This window comes from Caldisalinibacter kiritimatiensis, assembly GCF_000387765.1.
GTDB classification, from domain to species: Bacteria; Bacillota; Clostridia; order Tissierellales; family Caldisalinibacteraceae; genus Caldisalinibacter; species Caldisalinibacter kiritimatiensis.
This window is the reverse complement of the sequence record NZ_ARZA01000091.1, coordinates 21466-40209: the sequence shown is the minus strand read 5'-3', so window position 1 is coordinate 40209 and position 18744 is coordinate 21466. Positions and strand designations below refer to the sequence as shown.

Genomic DNA, 18744 nt, shown 5'->3' with positions numbered 1-18744 from the left:
GGGTCAGTCCTGAATAAGTGAATAACTTTAAAGTTATTCACTTATTCAGGACTGACCCCTTTTTTGTGCTTTTTCTTTTTTGTGCTTTTTTAGTGTAACACAAAATTGCATTGCTGCATATGATGGGATTAGAAAATGAGAAATAAAAGATAAATACCTTAAAGTTTAAACCTTGCTAAAGCTATACTTTTTATTTTGTACAATTGTTAGCCTTAGCTAATAATTTTCCATATTCATATATAATGTGTTTGCTAACAAAATAATCCTAATTGTTAGCCTTAGCTAATTGAAGGAGGTATAAAAATGGAATTTGTAAATGAATTGACAACTTATAAAGAGAAGAAATATGGTTTAATTTCTCTTCATAAACTACCTGTAGGTAAAACTGCTAGAGTTAAAAACTTAACTAATAAAGGATTATCTAGAAGAAGACTGTTAGATTTAGGTCTTATACCAGATTCAATAGTTAAAACTGAAAGGTTAAGTCCTAGTGGCAATCCAATTGCTTATAATATCAAAGGCTCTGTGATGGCGTTAAGAAAAGAAGAAACTAAATATGTAACAGTAGAAATATTAGATTAATAAAAGGAGGAATTATAATGGGACTTACTAGCCAATCTACTGGAATAGCTTTACTCAAAAACAAGTTCGCAATAGAAAAAAAACATAAAGACCAAATAGTAATAGGATTAGCAGGTAATCCAAACACAGGTAAAAGTACTTTATTCAATAACTTAACAGGATTAAATCAGCATACTGGCAACTGGCCGGGCAAAACAGTTACCAATGCAAAAGGAAGCTTTTCTCACAAAGACAAGGAATTCTTACTAGTAGACTTACCAGGAACCTATTCATTACTTGCAAATTCAGTAGAAGAAGAAGTTGCAAGGGATTTTATATGTTTCGGAAATCCAGAGATAACTATTGTTATTACTGATGCAACTTGCTTAGAGAGAAATCTAAATTTAGCTCTTCAAGTTATGGAGATAACCGATAATGTTATAGTGTGTTTAAATCTTATGGATGAAGCTAAAAGAAAGGGTATAAGCATCAACATAGATACACTTGAAAAAAAATTAGGTGTTCCTGTTATTCCAACAGTAGCTAGAGATGGAATAGGTACTGAAGAACTTAAAGAAACTATGTACAAAATGGTTAAAGGTGAAATTAAAACTAAACCATTAAGACTAAGTTATAATGATAAGATTGAAAATCTCGTAAAAAAAATAGAACCAAAATTAAAGGATACTTTAGGGGATAGTTTTAATACTAGATGGCTTGCATTAAGGCTAATCGATGGTGATAAAGCGATAATAGATTCAATCAAGGAAATTTTAAATATAAATAAATTTAATGAAGTGGAGGTATAAAAAACATGGAAGATACTAATAACGTTCAATATAACAAAATTGAAAATTTAATCAATGACGCAGCAAAAACTGATGAATCCTTTGGTGACAATATAGTAACTTCTATATATAAAAAAGCAGAAGAGCTAGCAAATGAAGTAGTAACTGTAGATGCTAACAAAAGGTCAAAATGGGAAAAAAGATTAGATGATGTATTGACATCTAGACTATTTGGTTACCCAATTATGCTTTTACTTTTAGGTTTAATATTTTGGATTACTATTGAAGGAGCAAATGTACCTTCTGCTATGTTAGCTAACTTATTCTTTGGTTTTGAAGAAAAAATAACAGATTTCTTCATGTATATTAATGCCCCTAGTTGGCTCCACGGTCTGTTAGTTCTAGGTGTTTATAGAACATTAGCATGGGTTATTTCGGTCATGTTGCCACCGATGGCTATTTTCTTCCCACTCTTCACCTTATTTGAAGATTTAGGCTATCTACCAAGAGTAGCCTTTAATTTAGATAATGCCTTTAGAAAAGCAGGAACACACGGTAAGCAAGCATTGACTATGAGTATGGGGTTTGGATGTAATGCTGCCGGAGTAATAGCTTGTCGTATAATAGATTCCCCAAGGGAGAGATTGATAGCTACAATTACTAATAACTTTGTTCCATGTAACGGCAGATTCCCCACACTAATAGCAATCTCTATGATTTTTATCGGTCTAGGTGCTTCTAGTAAGATAGGATCTTTACTTGCATCCCTTTCTGTTGTAGGTATGATATTAATTGGAATTATTGTAACCCTTTTAGTGTCTAAGTTTTTATCAACTACCTTTTTAAAAGGAGTACCATCTTCATTTACTCTAGAGCTACCACCATACAGAAAGCCTCAAATAGGTAGAATATTGATAAGGTCATTAATAGATAGAACTTTATTCGTACTAGGCCGTGCAATAATGGTTGCAGCTCCAGCAGGTGCTATCACATGGATAGTAGCTAATGTTACTATTGGTGGTGTAAGTATTTTAAATCACGTTGCTGGATTTTTAGACCCTTTTGCTATGTTATTAGGGCTTGACGGCTTTATTCTAATGGCTTTTATACTAGGCTTACCTGCTAATGAAATAGTACTGCCTATATTAATCATGAGCTATATGTCTCAAGGAGCTATGCTTGAACTTGATAGCTTGGAGGCACTTAGAAATCTTTTGTTGGAAAATGGATGGACTTGGGTTACTGGATTAAACTTTATGTTATTTTCACTACTACATTTCCCTTGCGGTACAACATTATTAACCATTAAAAAGGAAACTAATAGTAATAAATGGCCTCTATTTACCTTCTTACTAACAACAATTATTGCTATACTAGTAACCTTTATAATTAATATGATAGCTACACTTATCGGAATAGTATAAAAAATATTACTGAGGAGCTTTTCTAAGCTCCTCGTTTTACTGTGATATATTATCATCTAATATACTATCTACCTCAAATTTCTTAAATTCATTAAGAAATGATTTGTTTTGCTTAAAAAATCCAACTAACCTCTCTATACACCTAATAGTAGAAATACTTAAATAGTGCTCCATAGCCTCAGCTTCCTGTTCTACATCTGCATCTGAACCTATGACTTCAACAAAATCTCTTAATATCTTATTTCTTTCCACAAGAAATCTACCCTTTTTCTGACCCTTTTCTAAAACTTTTATTTCTTCATATGGTCTATAAACTATATATCCCAAATCGTTTAATTTTTTAAGTCCTTTAACTACAGAAGGCATTGATACCCCTAAACAATCAGCTATGTCTTTAATTCTTATTTCTTTTTTATTTGTAGATAACCTATATACCTCTTCAAGATAATCCTCTAAACTAGGAGACAGCATAATACCAATCCTTTTTATCATTTATATATTTTTATTTTGATACCCAGTATTTTATTACACATTATGTCTTTATATTCCCTTTAAGTCTAATCTTCAAAAATTATTAACTAATTATAAGAATTATTAATAAATCCTATGCACAGAATAATATTATGTTTATATAGCTTATGATTCAGCTCTTAGTTACTAGCTCTCAACTCTTAGCTCTTGGTAGAAATTCAAAGAACTTTTTTACACAACAAAAAAGCATTTAAAGCTGGTTTTAGCTTAAATACTTTAATCTTAATATAATTTCCTATATGTTATAAAAAAATCTATTGAATGTTAAACATTTTAATAATAAAATTTAATTACTGACAAAAACGTATAAACTAATTAGGGGGTATTAAATTGTCAATAATCGATATAGGAGCTATAGCAATAGCTCTAGGATTAGATGCTTTTGGAGTAGCCCTTTCACTTGGTTTTGATAAAAGGATGAAGAGAAACAGAAAAATACTTTTTATTATATTTGCTTCATTTTTCCAATTCCTTTTTGTATTTTTAGGTGGTATAGGAGGCGAATTATTTAATAGATATATATATACACTTCCTAATATTGTTGGTGGAATAATTATAATTTTTGTAGGTATTTTAATGATAAAAGAAGGTCTTGCTGAGGAAGATAAGATCGAAAAGATTCACTGGGTATTAATTGCAGTATTGGGTATCAGTGTAAGTATTGATGCTTTAGTAATAGGTTTCTCTACTTTTAATATATTTTATGATAAATTTATTCTGTTTAAAAATTCAGCCATAGTCGGAATTGTTACCTCTATACTGACCTTTTTTGCATTTATAATCAGTAAATACATAAGAAAAATTAATTTTATAAGAAAATATGCAGACCTATTAGGTGGCATTATACTTATACTTTTTGGAATAAAAATGATTTTATTTTAGTTTTTTCATATCCTAGAATCAAAATCTAGCTTTACATAAAACTACATGGTTAATATCACTCCTTTTACAAATAATATTAGTACAAGGCAAACAAACCAACCTTGGGAAAGGAGTGAAAGTAATGGCTAATAATAACAGAAATACAAACAAACTAGTAGTGCCAGCAGCTCGTCAAGCATTAAACCAAATGAAGACTGAAATCGCTAATGAACTTGGTTTAAACAACTATGCTTCAATGGATAAAGGAAATCTTTCTTCAAGACAAAATGGTTATGTTGGCGGTTATATGACTAAGAGATTAGTTGAGATGGCTGAAAATAGTATGGGTGGAAATCAACAAAATAGATAATATAAAATAAAAAACAAAGATAGGTGAAAACTCACCTATCTTTGTTTTTTATTCACTTGCTGATGGTGTAAAAGTTCTCTGTCCTAATTCTTGATCTAACATAAATAATCCATGGCCTTTGTCACCAAATCTTTCAAGCTTTTTAATAATAACTTTCATACTATTTTCTTCTTCAACTTGTTCATCTACAAACCATTTTAGTAGACTTATAGTTGCATGTTCCTTTTCTTCAGTAGCTATATCCATTAGTTTATATATTCTACTTGTAACAAATTTTTCATGCTCTAAAGCTGCTTTAAATACATCTAATATAGAATCAAATTCATTTTTAGGTTGTTCTAGTTCTAACATAGTAACTCTACCGTCCATATCATTGATAAAATCAAAAAACTTCATAGCGTGAAATCTTTCCTCTTCTGCTTGAACCTTAAAAAAGTTAGCAAATCCATCTAAATCCTGTGAAGCACAGTATGCAGCCATTGCTAAATAGTAATGAGCTGAATATAACTCATATTTTACCTGTTCATTCAATTCCTTTAATAATCTCTCTGATAACATGTATTTTCCCTCCTAAAATAAAAGTTTAACAATATATTATATGTATACCTAACTATTAGTATTTTTAAACAACAATTTTGAATTTTCTTATTTTTAGCTATAATTTCATTCCATCAATACAATTCCTAGTTTTTTATAAACACTATATCCAATTCTATCTGTCATTGGCATATCATTATCCTTTAAAAATCTCATTAGGGCCATTTTCATTCCATTTCCATATATACCATCTAAAGCTCCATAGTAATATCCTTTCATTTTTAATCTCTTTTGAACTTCCTTTACATCCTCTCCTCTATCTCCTGGAGCTAATATTCTAAATCCATAGCCAAAAGGACCAAAGATTCCTCTATATAAAACAACTGTAGTATTATACTTAATCATTTTATACAACTCTTCTATATCTTTATTTCTCATTCTCACACATCCATAGGAAGCATTATATCCTATAGAATTAGGTTTATCAGTACCGTGTATTCCATATTGGCCCCATGGGACATTTAATCTCATCCATCTACTTCCAAAACCTCCTCCCCATTTGGCCTTTTGTATAATCTTATAAGTTCCTGTTGGAGTTGGAGTTGAAGGCTTACCTGTTGCAACTATATATTTTTTTATAACTTTATTTTTTTTAGTATCTAAAACATAAAGATACTTTCTATCTATATCAACTAAAATAGCTAAGTCATCTTTGTTAAGCTGTTCATCTATATTCTTTTGGTCTATATGTTTATTTTCATTATATAATCCTTTAACATCTGAATATTTATTAGTTATAAACTTACTAAAATCTACATCTACTAAATTACCCAATATTATAACAGTGAATACACAAATAAAACTTAAGGTCAATAACATTGTTCTTTTCTTCAACATATTTCCCTCCTTATCTAATTAATTATATGCATATACTGCTTGACTAAATATTGTATTTTAAATTTAGAAAAATAAAAAACCTGGGATAAATCATCCCAGGTTAATCGGTATATTTAATTACAGTTTATATACTTTTATTAATCCAGATAATTCTTTTACCATATTGTTTAAATCCTCTAAAGAAGCTGCTACCTCTTCCATAGAAGCAGTCTGCTCCTCAGCTGATGCACTAACCTGCTGCGTTGCAGCAGCTGATTGCTGTGCAACAGATGAAATATTCTCTACTGAGTTAAGTACGCTATCTTTAGCCTCTTTCACTTCTTCTATCTCGTTGCTTATTACTTCTATTTGTTTAATAACTTCCTCGATTGATGAGTTTAATTTGCTAAATACCTCTCTTGTTTCTTTTAGAGATTTATCAGATTCACTAACAATAACTTTTGTATTGTCCATAGTATCATTTGTATCGTTTATAACATCAGTTATTTCATGTATTATATTTCGAATTTCTTGAGTAGACTTTGCTGACATTTCTGCTAGCTTCCTTACTTCCTCTGCTACAACAGCAAATCCCTTACCATATTCTCCTGCACTAGCAGCCTCTATTGCTGCGTTTAATGCTAGTAAGTTTGTTTGTTCAGATATATCATTTATTTTCTCTACTATTGACTCTATTGATTTCGATTTTTCCCTTAAAGAATCTATTTTTTGAGCTGCTATCTCTGTAGCTTTAATATTTTCATTAAATTTATTTTCAAGTTCTGATATTGTTTGAGTTCCTAAATCATTATTTTGCTTCATTTCTGTTGCATTATCTATAGTTTTATTAACATTAGCAATCATTGTTTCTATGCTATGAGCTAATTTTTCAGTTGTTTCTAAAGTTACATTACTCTCATGAGCCTGTGTAGTAGCTCCAGCTGCAATCTCTTGAACAGTTTTTGATATTTCTTCGCTAGACACAGACACTTCTTCTGTTGTAGCTGCCATAGTATCTGTATATTCTTCTATTTTTAATATAGAGTTTTTTATCTTTGTAGTTATGTTTTTAATATCTTTACCCATCTTATTAAAGTTATTACTTAATATACCTATTTCATCTTTAGATTTTGACTCTACATTTATATTCAATTCTCCATTTGCAATCTTTTTAGTAGCTGCTACCACCTCATTTAAGCCTTTTAAAGCCCTATTTAATCCCCAAATCAGACCAAATAATAATATTGTCACTAAAACTATATTAATTATAGTATTATTAACTCTACTAGCCTTTATATTATTAGCTACTGTACTTAATGTCTCTCCCGCTATGTTGACATTTTGAAAATATGGTCTAGTGTCAATAGTTAGATAAATTACATATCGAGTTTCTCCATTATATTCTACAGGATAGTAAATTTCCGCTACATTATCATGAAAATTAATATAATGATTTGAAGTTTTAAAAACTTCTTCCGTTGTTGTATTCGTAATATTACTATTTTCCTTATATAAAGACTTTTCATTTTTTGCTAGTGTTTCAGTTAATACTAAATTATCTCTTCCAATTAAATAAGCAGATTTAAATCCATTTATATTGTTAGTATAAGATTTGATTGCCTGTTTTAAAATATCTGCATTTAAAGCTGATTCTATTACTCCTTTACCGTCTTTTCTTGGAATTGCTGTAAACTTAAATATTTCATTAGTTTCTGCTGCTGGAATTAAAGGTGAAGGTATCACTTCACTTTCTCCAGTCATTAATTCTCTATATACAGATGATATCTCAAAAAGGTTTTGACCAATAGCTATTTCATCAGTGGATAGTATAAAAGTTCCTTCTTCGTTAGTTATGTATAAGCGAGTCATACCTGTTTCTTTAGCAATATTACGTAATTCTTCATTAGTTAACTCCTTTTGAAAATCAATCTCTCTTAAGACTAAAGCTGCATTAATCATAGATTTGTCCATTTCCTTTTCTACCATAGATATATGATGCGCTAGGTTATCTGACACTTGAAATAGTGAATTTTCAATTTTTTGTCTTGAATCATTCTTCAATTTACCTATAGTTTCAGTTGTTGTGTCTGCGAAATTTCTTATTTCATACCATGAAATACCTACAGACGTCAAAACTAAAACAATACAAAAAAGACTTACAAAAATAATTGCTCTTTTTCTTAATGACATGAAACATCTCCTCTCATCACTAATCTTATATATTGCTATGTTCAATAATATTGTATCATTTTTTGTCGTATATTGTCGTATATTTAATGATTTATTAACACTGAATTTACATCGTATTAATTTGTTGTCAATTCAAAGTAACAAAAAAGCTTTTATAAATATTTTTTAACTATTATCTACACTATATAACAATTTACGTTTCCCAGGAAATAATTTGATGAAATTTGATAGATAAACATACACTAACTAAGTAATTTCTACAAAATATTCTCAGTATTTCTGTTGCAATTTTACAAAAATACTGATATCTTATTTTTAACAGTATAACTATCTATAGAAGGAGGTTAAGGTGTATGAAAGAGATTGTATTAGCTGGAGGGTGTTTTTGGGGTATAGAAGCATATTTTTCAAGAATAGAAGGTGTAATAGAAACTAAAGTAGGATATGCAAACGGGCATGTTGAAAATCCAACGTATGAACAAGTAAAAACCTCAACAACAGGACACGCTGAAGCTTGTCATATTAAATATGAGGAATCTATAATTAATCTGGAAGAGTTATTAAATAAGTTTTGGAAAATAATTGACCCAACCTTACTTAACCAACAGGGAGCAGATAAAGGATCACAATATAGAACTGGTATCTATTATATAGATGAATCAGATTTATCTATTATATTAAAGACAAAAGAAGAACTACAAAAACACTATGATAAACCTATTGTTACTGAAATAGAACCTCTTAAGTGTTTCTATCTAGCAGAAGAGTATCATCAAAAATATCTTGAAAAAAATCCAAATGGATACTGTCATATAGATTTAAGCTTATAATCTAAGAGAGTGGCTCATAAATATAAGCCACTCTACCTTTCACTTCCCATTTTTGTAATCATATCTATTTTAGACATTATAAAGTCGTAGCCACCTTTACTATGAGGTATAGTACAATCTGAACAATCTTTAACTCCATTTGTATACTTAAAATTTCCCCCACATTTTTCTCCTAGTGCATATAATGGACAAAAACAAAATAAGCAGTTAAAGCTGTCTTTATCTTTTACATCATGACAAGGAAAAAACTCACACTTTTTATTTTGCACAAATTTATAGTTCTCGCTCATTTTACATTCCCCTTACTTTATAGTTTGTATAATAATAGTATTATACAAATATGCATCGTTTTCCTGCTACTTTTAATATTTATTAGTAATTTCCATTTGGATTTATAAATAGTTAATATCTCACTTTGTGTTTCATAATATATTACATGTAAACAAATTGGACATTCATTGCATATTGTGATATGATTTTTATAGCTAATATATAAAAGTAGGAGGACTAACTATGAACAGTTTTGGAGACCGTTTAAAAAGTCTACGAAAAACCCACAGACTACGCCAAAAGGACCTTGCTGATAAATTAGGATTAGCTCAAACCACTATAGCTAACTACGAACAAAATACTAGATTTCCTAATGAAAAAATTCTAAAAGAAATTGCTGATATATTTGAAGTATCAGTTGACTATCTATTAGGTAGAGTATCTTCTCCTTTTATCAATAATAGTAACATAAAATCACAATTAGTATTTAACTTTAATAGTGTAAATAAAAGCAATTCACTAACCTCTTTAAAGAAAAAATTCTTTAATTCTTTAATTAATGGAAATAAAGATTTTGCTAGCCAATTAATATTAAGTGCTGTAAATAATGGGATATCAATCAAAGATATATATCTTCTTGTAATTGAACCTTGTATGAATGAAATTGGTTTACTATGGGAAACCAATAAAATTAATATTGCAGATGAACATTATTTTACCGAAGCTACTCGCTCAATAATGTCTCAACTGCACCCCTATATATCTTCTCCTAATAAAAATAATCATTCTATTGTTTTATTCGCAGCCAATGGTGACTATCACAATATAGGGCTTAAAATGGTAAATGACTTCTTTGAAATAGAAGGATGGAATACCTATTATTTAGGTATAAACATACCTACTCAAAGCATAATTAAAACAATTCTAAATAAAAAAATAGACATTTTAGCTATATCTGTAACTATGCCTTTCAACATCAACTCTGCTGAAAACGCAATCCATACAATACGTACAACAACTGGCTGTGAAAATGTAAAAATCATTGTTGGTGGAAGGGCTTTTAGCCATGATAATAAGCTTTGGAAGCAAATAGGTGCCGACGGTTATGCTAAAAATGCAGAAGAAGCAGTAAAAGTTGCCAATAAACTTATACAAAATAAAATTTAAGGGGGATTGGTTATGTTTTTAGATGATGTTTTAGAAAAAAAATACAATACTACTTATCAAAATGTATATAATGACTTAAAACAGCAAAAAGAAAATGACCCTAGCTTTACCATAGAAAAGCTAAAGGAGTTACTAAATACCCTATATATAAACCAAGGTAACGATTGGTTAGGTAAGGGTGAAGTGAAAAACATAACTACTTCTGCTACAATATCAGCATGTGAAACATTATTAGCTGAATGGAAAGAAGAATACAGCTAAAAAAGCGAGCTATGCTCGCTTTTTTATTATTAATAGTGTACATGTACTAACCAAAATTTTATACCTTTATTGCTCCATCCTAAATCCCAAGGCACTCTATATCTATCAGTATTATGGCAGTTCACTAATACATATCCTTTAGAATCCACACCTGTTACAACTGAAATATGAGTAACTTTTCCCTTTTTTTCGTAAGCAATAAAGTCTCCTGACTTTAGTTTATAACTAGCCTTATATACTTGCTCATATGTACCATATGCTAATTTCGAAGCTCTACCGCTATATAACATATAGTTTTTAAAGGCTTGTGCATTTACCCACGCTCTACTACCGCCTCCCTTATAATTCCACGTGTAATTTTTTGAAAAGCCTCCTCCCTCATGTAGTATCTGTGAGGCAAAGTTAGCACAATCCCCTCCCCTAGGGTTATAGTTAATATACTTGTCATTATATTTATATCCTGTTTCCTCTGTTCCAGCAGCTCCACAGTATTTATCAGCATATTCAATGGCTTTAATTCTTCTTTCACTCAAATTCGTATATTCTTTTGATTTCCTTGAAAGTATGTATTTTTTTATTTCTTCTTTTTTTATATTATCAGTATTTAAAGAGTCAGCAAAAGGGTCTGTATACCATTCTCTTGTAATCAGCCATTTATCGTCATTTTTTTCGATGTCAAGAGAGTGGTATGTTCCTATTCTAAACATATTTTCTACTTTAGGCTCGTTTTCATATACGTATTTATATTCAGTTGAAACCATTAAATTAACTCTGAATCCTTCTCCTCTCTCTTTTACATATCTTATTATAGGTATTGGTTTTATACTAATAAACTTAACTCCTTGTTTATCAGCCCATTTGTGTAAATATATCATTCTCTTTGTTTCATGTTCAAATGCCCATAATCCATATTTAACTGCTTTATTGTATAATGATGATAATAATTCCTTATCTTGATTAACAATTGATTCATATCTTGTTACAAATATTCTGTTAATCAAATCTGACAAATTTTGTTCTTCAAATAAAGTTGGATTAACTGAGTCAGTTCTTATTGAGTATGAAAATAAAATACCTACTAAAATAGCAATGATAATTAAAGTAACTAATATTTTTTTTCTGCTAATTATTACAATCATATATCTACCTCCATAATTACTAGTAAAAGTATATGTATTTAAATATAAAGTTAGAATTAACACAAACAATAAATTCAATGATTTTATAAAATAAAAAAAATTGATATAATTATTGTAGGACTTATTACTATAGTCTACTTTATCCAGAAAGGGTGATTTATAATACTTGGCAGAAAAAGCTACTTAAAGCTGTTACCACTAATAATTTTTTCTTTTATTGCGTATAAAATAATAAACAATCCTACTTTTTCCTTAGACTCTATACTTAAAGTTTTAAAACCTTTTATTTGGGCTTTTGCTATAGCATATTTGCTAAACCCTATAATGAGTTATCTTGAAAAAGACTTTAAATTAAAGAGGATATGGAGTATTTCTATTGTTTACATTTTCTTTTTAGGTTTGCTAGCACTAATATTAGTAATAATAACACCTAGAATAATAATTAGTACAAATAATATAATTAAAGAAATACCCAGTTATGTTGACCAAACTCAACGATGGATTGCATATCAACAAGATAGGTTAGAATTTTTAGGACATTATAGAATATCAACCTATATTCAAGATAACCTAAATAATTTAGATTTAGATAAACTTTTTCAGAATTTAAGTAACACTCTTAGTCCTATTTTAGAAAAGACTTTAAATCAAGCTGTAAACTTTACAGTAGGTCTTTTCACTTTAGTTCTAGGTATTCTTTTATCTATATACTTTCTTAAAGACAAAGAAAAGTTTGCAATGCATACTAAACGATTATTATATGCTTTTTTCGATAAACGCCAAGCAGACAAGGTAATATGCTATAGTCGTGAATTCAATCTATTATTCTCAAAATATTTGATAGGTAAAATTATAGATTCTATTATTATAGGTATTCTTTGTTTCATCGGAACAATGATTATTGGTGCTCCATACGCTTTAGTAATAAGTACTATAGTAGGGGTAACTAATATGGTTCCTTACTTTGGACCAATAATAGGGGCAGTTCCAGCAGTTCTTATAACTCTATTTTATAATCCAATAACTGCATTATGGATGCTTATATTCATACTTTGTTTACAGCAATTCGATGGATTATATCTTGGTCCCAAAATACTAGGTACACAAGTAGGTTTAAAACCTGTTTATGTTATATCGGCAATAATTATTGGAGGGGGATTATTTGGAGTATTAGGAATGCTACTAGCTGTTCCTATTGGAGCTATCATTAGAACTATTTTTACTAGATACATTGATAGTAAATTAGAAGAAAAGAATATTAAATTATAATTTAAAACTACTTTGTTTAGAATTAAATGAAAAAACTGAGGAAATTTATTTTCCTCAGTTTTTTACATAATACTTTATTCTTTAATCATTATATCTTCATATCTAGTTTTGCCGAGAACACTTAATCTTACATTAGCAATATTTTCATCACTTATATAAGCAAGCTTAGGATGATACAAGAAAATCCAAGGACAATCATCAACTATTAATTTTTGTATTTTCTTATAAACTTCTATTCTCTTTATAGGGTTAATAATTTTCTTTGCCTGTTTCATAAGTTCTGTAACTTCCTTATTGTCATATCCTCCAAAGTTGGTATAAGTATCAGGACTAAATAAAGGTGTTAAATAATTGTCTGGGTCCCCTGTATCTGCTATCCACCCCATAACATATACATCACATTTAGAAATATTCTCAGAAGCCATATATTCTTTAGATGGTACTCTTATTATCTCACATTCTATCCCTATATTTTTTAAATCCTCTATAATATGATTTATAAGCTTTTCATTACTATTTGTAGTTCCTTCATCTTCTTTTCTAGCTAATATTTTTAATCTCTCGTTTCTACTGTTAAAATTGTTATTATTCAATATCTCCTTAGCTTTAGTTGGATTATATTTAAAGCCTTTTAACTGATGGTCATCTATAATAGCTGGTGGGAATACACCCTTTGACTCTGTAGCTAAACCATTAACTACACCTTTTATTATTTTGTCTGTATCAATAGCATAGTTAATAGCCTTTCTTATGTCCTTATCTTGAGCAAAAACTGAATTTCTCTTTAAATTGAATCCTAGGAAATTAGTTGTAAGAACATCCTGAGTTTTCATTTGCCCATCTAATGATAAATTCTCAATTTCTTTTACTTCGTTATTTCCAATTATTAAGAAGTCATACTCACCTTTTCTATATTTATCTATTGCATTTTTTTCATTGAATATAATTTCTATGTAATCAACATATGGTTGTCCACCGAAATATTCCTCAAATGCCTTTAGTGTATATTTTTCTTCATCTTTATTCATTAAAATAAATGCTCCACAACCGGTAAACTCAGACCTTTCTACATCCTCTTTAGGTAATATAGCACAACAGGTTTGCGCAAGATTTAATAAAAAGCCGCTATAAGGTTGTTCTAGCTTTATTTCAATTCTATAGTCGTCTAATACTTTAATACCCTTTACATCTGATACTTTCCCTTCATTATATTCCTTAGCTCCCTCTATATCAAATAGGAACCATGCATTAGGGGATTTTAGTCTAGGACTTAATAGCCTCTCTAATGAATACTTAACATCCTTTGCTAATACATTTCTACCATTATGAAACTTTGCTCCCTTTCTTAAATTAAATACCCAAGTTACATTGTCTTCCTTTACATACCAGCTCTTTGCAATTCCTGGTAAAACATCTACAGAAGTTCCCCCTATTAATAACCCTGAGTGAATATTTTCCAACATTCTTACAGAATCAGCATCAAAAACCATAGCTGGGTCCAAACTACTAAGCTCAGCATTAATAGCTGTCCTTATAGTATACTGTTGCTGTTTTAAGTGTTTGCTTTCAATTTTATTTAATATATCATTAGTTATATCATTTAAAGTCTCTGAAGTTTGAGAAAGTAATTCTATTGATGATTTAGTATGCTGTGTATTCATCAACATAATTTCAACCATTGACATAACGTTCTTCGATATAGTATTTAAATCTTCTGTTGATGAAATTACTTCTTGTAAACTATTTATTTGTTCAGCTATAGCTGCATTTATCTCTTTAGTAACACTAGTTGTTGTATCCACAGATTGAATTATTTCATTGAATACAGAATTTGTATCATTTGCTATTGAAACCCCTTCTTTTACCTTTTGAGTACTACTATCCATAGCTTGTAAAGTTTCTTCAACACTTTCATTTATTTGTTGTACTATATCAGATATCTGTCTGGCAGCTTCATCACTTTGATTGGCTAGTTTCCTAACTTCATCTGCTACAACAGCAAAACCTTTTCCATGCTCTCCTGCTCTAGCAGCTTCTATAGTCGCATTTAATGCTAGTAAATTAGTTTCACTCGCTATATCCTTAATTATCTCTAACATCTTATCAACCTGTGCTGCATGATTACTTAAGGAATTTACAACGTTTTTTACTTGTTCTACTGACTCTTGAATCTCGTTCATAGCTTTAATAGATTTATCAACAGCTTCATTTCCATCTTTAGCAACTGATAAAGTTTTTTCTGCCATTTGTTGTGAATCAGTAGTACTAGCACTTACCTCTTCTGCTAAAGCAGAATAACTCTCTATTTGGTTCACAACTTTACCTATAAAGTTCATTTGGTCTTCAACATTTTGAGATATGTAGTTAATATTATTAATCAAATTAGCTACAGCGAAACCTGTTTCATCGACTCTCTTTTTCATTCTATCAAGAGTAGCTTTCTGATTATTAATTAATAACTGGGTATTATCATCTTCTCTAACCACATTTTCAGGTTCAAGCTTCATTTTATTAATATTATCTTTCTTAGTACGAAATTTCGAAAACATTTTCACTCGCTTATACCTCCCACTTCGACAATACTATCTATAAATATTCTATATAATATATTTTTTTCCTGCTTAAACATAGTTTTTTATATTTTTGTAATCTATTATAGCATTTTTCTACTTAAGGATTGTCTTTTTTTCCAGTTTAGTACTAAAGTATCATTATATTTTTCTACTGTAAAAATCAACTAACCTATTTAAAAATCAATAAAATTTAATATTATATGATATAATGTTTTTAAATTATGCTTCATTAGTTAATATAAATTTACATTTAAGGGGGATTTTTATGCAATTTAGAAAGTTTGGTAAGTTAAATTTAAAGGTTTCAGCTTTAGGTTTTGGATGTATGAGATTTCCTGTGTTAGATAATGATAATAGTAAAATTAATGAAGTAGAAGCTATAAAAATGTTACGCTATGCTATTGATAATGGTGTTAATTACATTGACACAGCCTATCCATATCATGGTGGTAATAGCGAAGCTTTTGTTGGAAAAGCACTAAAGGACGGTTATAGAGAAAAAGTATATTTAGCAACAAAATTACCGGTATGGCTCACTAAAACATACGAAGACTTCGATAAGTACTTAAATGAGCAGCTTGAAAGACTAGATACTGATTACATAGATTTTTATCTTCTTCATTCACTTAATAAAAAGACATGGGAAAATACTAAAAAGCTAGGGGTTCTTGATTTCCTTGATAAAGCCATAAAAGATGGAAGAATTAAATATGCAGGTTTCTCATTTCATGATGAAATTGACCTTTTTAAAGAAATTGTAGATTCTTATGACTGGACTTTCTGTCAAATCCAATTAAATTATATGGATGAAAATTATCAAGCTGGTATGAAAGGATTAAAATATGCAGCAGATAAAGGCTTAGCTGTCGTTATAATGGAACCATTAAAAGGTGGTAAGTTAGCTAAACAACCAAAAGGTAAAATTAAAGAAGTCTGGGATAAATATAAGACTAATCAATCAGCAGCAGAATTAGCACTTAAATGGGTATGGAATCATCCTGAAGTAACTCTATTATTAAGTGGTATGAGTACAATGGAACAAGTACAAGAAAATATTAAAACTGCAGAAAATGCACTACCTAATTCTTTAACTAAAGAGGAACTTAAATTAGTAGAAGAAGTAAAAAATATATACACATCTAGAACAAAAGTAGGATGTACCGGATGTATATATTGTATACCATGTCCTAATGAAGTAGCTATACCTGATATATTTGAAATTTATAATAATTTCTATATTTATGAGTCAACCCAAGAATCATATAATTTTTACGAGAAGATAATGAAAAATGAAAAAGATGCATCATTATGTATTGAATGTGGTAAATGTGAAAGTGCATGTCCACAAAATCTATCTATAATAAAACACCTTAAAGAAGCACACAAAGTTTTAAATAATAAGTAAGTTTACGTTAAATTTAAGGCTATTGAAAACCAGCTTGATTTTTCAATAGCCTTTTATATATGTACATATATCGTTCATCCACTTTTTCCACACTATCCACAATCGGTGGTGGATAACTTATGTTGACAATATGCATCTCCTTCTATCCCAGCAATCAAGCTATATCAGGCTATACAAACTCAGTCTTTCCACAGCCTGTTGATTACCAACAATAAATTATTAACATATAATTAACAGTTTATTAACATTTACCTATTGATAATAAGACTTAACTATTTTTAGCCATGTCTTTCAACCTCAAACCTATAAAGTGAATAACCTTCTGTTGGATTTATTCCTGCTTTTTGTAATGCTATTGAAACTTGCTGCTCTGGAGTATCAATTCCATCTAAAGCCGGAAGTAAAAGCCCAGTTTTATTACCTTTCTTTACTATAACTCCATATTTGTACACATCTAGCTCATCTATTGAAATTACCTCTTCAGGCTTCTTCAATATATCAACAGAATAAATAAGCTTATCTAATTCATCTTGTTCAACCGGATAAAATCTAGGGTCATCTGCTCCTGCTTTAACTGCATTTTCTATTATTTCTTTTGCTATGTTTTCTTCACTTGGTTGAATAGTACCTATACATCCCCTAAGTTTCCCATCTTTTTTAATAGATACAAAAACTCCTGCTTTTTCATTCAACATTGTTGATGGTAAATTTTCAGGCATATTCATTTTCCTTTTATTTTTTACGTAAAATTCTAAACTATTTCTAGCTAATTTTACGTATTCATCTTCATTATTTCTAATGTTCTTAATAGTTTCTTTTTCCCTCTGAATCAGTTTTTGTAATAACTTATGTCTATCTGATTTTTCTAACACATCAATACTTGCAACACAGTACCCTACTCCAAAAGGTCCTTCATATGAATGGACCTCTGATGTAGTATTGTAATCGTCTAATAAGCCACACATTATTTGTAATGAACGTAGTCCACATTCGCCTGCTGCTTCTGCAAATTCAGGTTCAATAGTCATAATACCTTCAAAGTTACCTTTTTCTAATAGATATACAATTTCTTCATCAAAGTCCCTACCTCTAGCATTATAACCTGCTGGTGCATCTTTAGTAAGCTTGTGGGATAAATCTCCACTTGCAATAAATACTACATCTTTTAACGTTTCATTAATCGATTTGTTAATTGCCATTCCAAATTTATATAATTCTATTGGTGATAATAATCCATATGTAATATGTACTAAGTTAAAATCCTTGTATTCATTATTAATGAAGTATAATGGTACTAATGCACCGTGGTCTAATTCAGCGGACACTCCATATTCTTTAGCAAATTCTTTATCAACTTTTGCACAAACCACATCTACATCTCCAGCGTTTCTAACAATTTTATCTACAAGCTCTAAATCATTAGAAAATGTATATGCTAAATCACTATTCCCAAACCTTTCAAAACTTCCTTTTAAGGTTTTTTCATAAGATATAGCTATAGCATCTGAAAACATTGGACCATGGGGTGTAACCAAAATAATAGTATCTGGCTTTTTCTTCCCTATATCGGAAGCAACTTGTTTCATAGCTCTTATGGTATTTGCTGTCTTACTTTCTTCACCTCTACCTATTTCAGAAATTACAATAGGTGGATGTGGTAGAAGATAAGCACCAAGTATTTTACCCATTAAA

General features: G+C 29.7%; 18 protein-coding genes. 10 read left to right on the top strand and 8 right to left on the bottom strand.

The window, feature by feature from the left end; genetic code table 11:
- Nucleotides 1-303 precede the first annotated feature (303 nt).
- The 3 genes from L21TH_RS04710 to L21TH_RS15075 are packed head-to-tail and all read left to right on the top strand — an operon-like array spanning nt 304 to nt 2773.
- Nucleotides 304-582 (top strand): FeoA family protein, encoded by a 279-nt coding sequence (locus L21TH_RS04710; RefSeq protein ID WP_006310613.1) that lies wholly within the window; start codon nt 304-306, stop codon nt 580-582.
- 17 nt (nt 583-599) lie between these two features.
- On the top strand, nt 600-1370 hold the full coding sequence (locus tag L21TH_RS15080; RefSeq protein ID WP_006310612.1) for a FeoB small GTPase domain-containing protein: 771 nt from the start codon (nt 600-602) through the stop codon (nt 1368-1370).
- 5 nt (nt 1371-1375) lie between these two features.
- Nucleotides 1376-2773, top strand: coding sequence for a nucleoside recognition domain-containing protein (locus L21TH_RS15075; protein ID WP_006310611.1), 1398 nt, complete (start codon nt 1376-1378; stop codon nt 2771-2773).
- 36 nt (nt 2774-2809) lie between these two features.
- Here the strand turns inward: L21TH_RS15075 and L21TH_RS04695 are convergent, their stop codons facing one another.
- Nucleotides 2810-3265 carry a metal-dependent transcriptional regulator gene (locus tag L21TH_RS04695; protein ID WP_278244293.1) on the bottom strand — a complete coding sequence of 152 codons (456 nt, stop codon included), beginning with the start codon at nt 3263-3265 and terminating at the stop codon, nt 2810-2812.
- A gap of 369 nt (nt 3266-3634) precedes the next feature.
- Here L21TH_RS04695 and L21TH_RS04690 point away from each other — a divergent pair, with 369 nt between their 5' ends.
- Nucleotides 3635-4186, top strand: a complete 552-nt coding sequence (locus L21TH_RS04690) for a manganese efflux pump MntP (RefSeq protein WP_006310609.1) — start codon at nt 3635-3637, stop codon at nt 4184-4186.
- 121 nt (nt 4187-4307) lie between these two features.
- Complete coding sequence (locus L21TH_RS04685) at nt 4308-4535, top strand: alpha/beta-type small acid-soluble spore protein (protein WP_006310608.1); 228 nt, start codon at nt 4308-4310, stop codon at nt 4533-4535.
- A 48-nt stretch (nt 4536-4583) separates the two neighbouring features.
- Here L21TH_RS04685 and L21TH_RS04680 read toward each other — a convergent pair whose 3' ends face one another.
- From L21TH_RS04680 to L21TH_RS04670, 3 genes are all read right to left on the bottom strand, one after another.
- Nucleotides 4584-5093 (bottom strand): ferritin, encoded by a 510-nt coding sequence (locus tag L21TH_RS04680; RefSeq protein WP_006310607.1) that lies wholly within the window; start codon nt 5091-5093, stop codon nt 4584-4586.
- Between the two features lie 105 nt (nt 5094-5198).
- Nucleotides 5199-5969 carry a L,D-transpeptidase family protein gene (locus L21TH_RS04675; RefSeq protein ID WP_006310606.1) on the bottom strand — a complete coding sequence of 257 codons (771 nt, stop codon included), beginning with the start codon at nt 5967-5969 and terminating at the stop codon, nt 5199-5201.
- Between the two features lie 117 nt (nt 5970-6086).
- Nucleotides 6087-8138, bottom strand: coding sequence for a methyl-accepting chemotaxis protein (locus L21TH_RS04670; RefSeq protein ID WP_006310605.1), 2052 nt, complete (start codon nt 8136-8138; stop codon nt 6087-6089).
- 353 nt (nt 8139-8491) lie between these two features.
- Here L21TH_RS04670 and msrA point away from each other — a divergent pair, with 353 nt between their 5' ends.
- The gene (msrA, locus tag L21TH_RS04665; protein ID WP_006310603.1) at nt 8492-8968 is read left to right on the top strand and encodes a peptide-methionine (S)-S-oxide reductase MsrA; all 477 of its coding nucleotides are present in this window, start codon (nt 8492-8494) and stop codon (nt 8966-8968) included.
- Between the two features lie 32 nt (nt 8969-9000).
- Here the strand turns inward: msrA and L21TH_RS04660 are convergent, their stop codons facing one another.
- Entirely contained in the window at nt 9001-9258 is a 258-nt protein-coding gene (locus tag L21TH_RS04660) for a cysteine-rich small domain-containing protein (protein WP_006310601.1), read from the bottom strand.
- A 223-nt stretch (nt 9259-9481) separates the two neighbouring features.
- Here L21TH_RS04660 and L21TH_RS04650 point away from each other — a divergent pair, with 223 nt between their 5' ends.
- The gene (locus L21TH_RS04650; RefSeq protein ID WP_006310599.1) at nt 9482-10405 is read left to right on the top strand and encodes a cobalamin-dependent protein; all 924 of its coding nucleotides are present in this window, start codon (nt 9482-9484) and stop codon (nt 10403-10405) included.
- A 12-nt stretch (nt 10406-10417) separates the two neighbouring features.
- Nucleotides 10418-10666 carry a hypothetical protein gene (locus tag L21TH_RS04645; protein ID WP_006310597.1) on the top strand — a complete coding sequence of 83 codons (249 nt, stop codon included), beginning with the start codon at nt 10418-10420 and terminating at the stop codon, nt 10664-10666.
- A 29-nt stretch (nt 10667-10695) separates the two neighbouring features.
- On the opposite strand, the gene L21TH_RS04640 is transcribed toward L21TH_RS04645, so the two are convergent.
- Nucleotides 10696-11805: an amidase domain-containing protein gene (locus L21TH_RS04640; protein ID WP_006310590.1), complete on the bottom strand. Its 1110-nt coding sequence runs from the start codon at nt 11803-11805 to the stop codon at nt 10696-10698.
- Nucleotides 11806-11964: 159 nt separating this feature from the next.
- Between L21TH_RS04640 and L21TH_RS04635 the strand changes: the two genes are divergently transcribed.
- The gene (locus tag L21TH_RS04635) at nt 11965-13074 is read left to right on the top strand and encodes an AI-2E family transporter (protein ID WP_034429334.1); all 1110 of its coding nucleotides are present in this window, start codon (nt 11965-11967) and stop codon (nt 13072-13074) included.
- Between the two features lie 74 nt (nt 13075-13148).
- Here L21TH_RS04635 and L21TH_RS04630 read toward each other — a convergent pair whose 3' ends face one another.
- Entirely contained in the window at nt 13149-15623 is a 2475-nt protein-coding gene (locus tag L21TH_RS04630) for an ABC transporter substrate-binding protein (protein WP_034429335.1), read from the bottom strand.
- A 289-nt stretch (nt 15624-15912) separates the two neighbouring features.
- Between L21TH_RS04630 and L21TH_RS04625 the strand changes: the two genes are divergently transcribed.
- Entirely contained in the window at nt 15913-17052 is a 1140-nt protein-coding gene (locus tag L21TH_RS04625; RefSeq protein WP_006310574.1) for an aldo/keto reductase, read from the top strand.
- A gap of 278 nt (nt 17053-17330) precedes the next feature.
- On the opposite strand, the gene amrA is transcribed toward L21TH_RS04625, so the two are convergent.
- A complete protein-coding gene (gene amrA / locus L21TH_RS04620) occupies nt 17331-18740 on the bottom strand; it encodes an AmmeMemoRadiSam system protein A (RefSeq protein WP_006310573.1) in 1410 nt (469 codons plus the stop codon).
- Between the last annotated feature and the right edge of the window lie 4 nt (nt 18741-18744).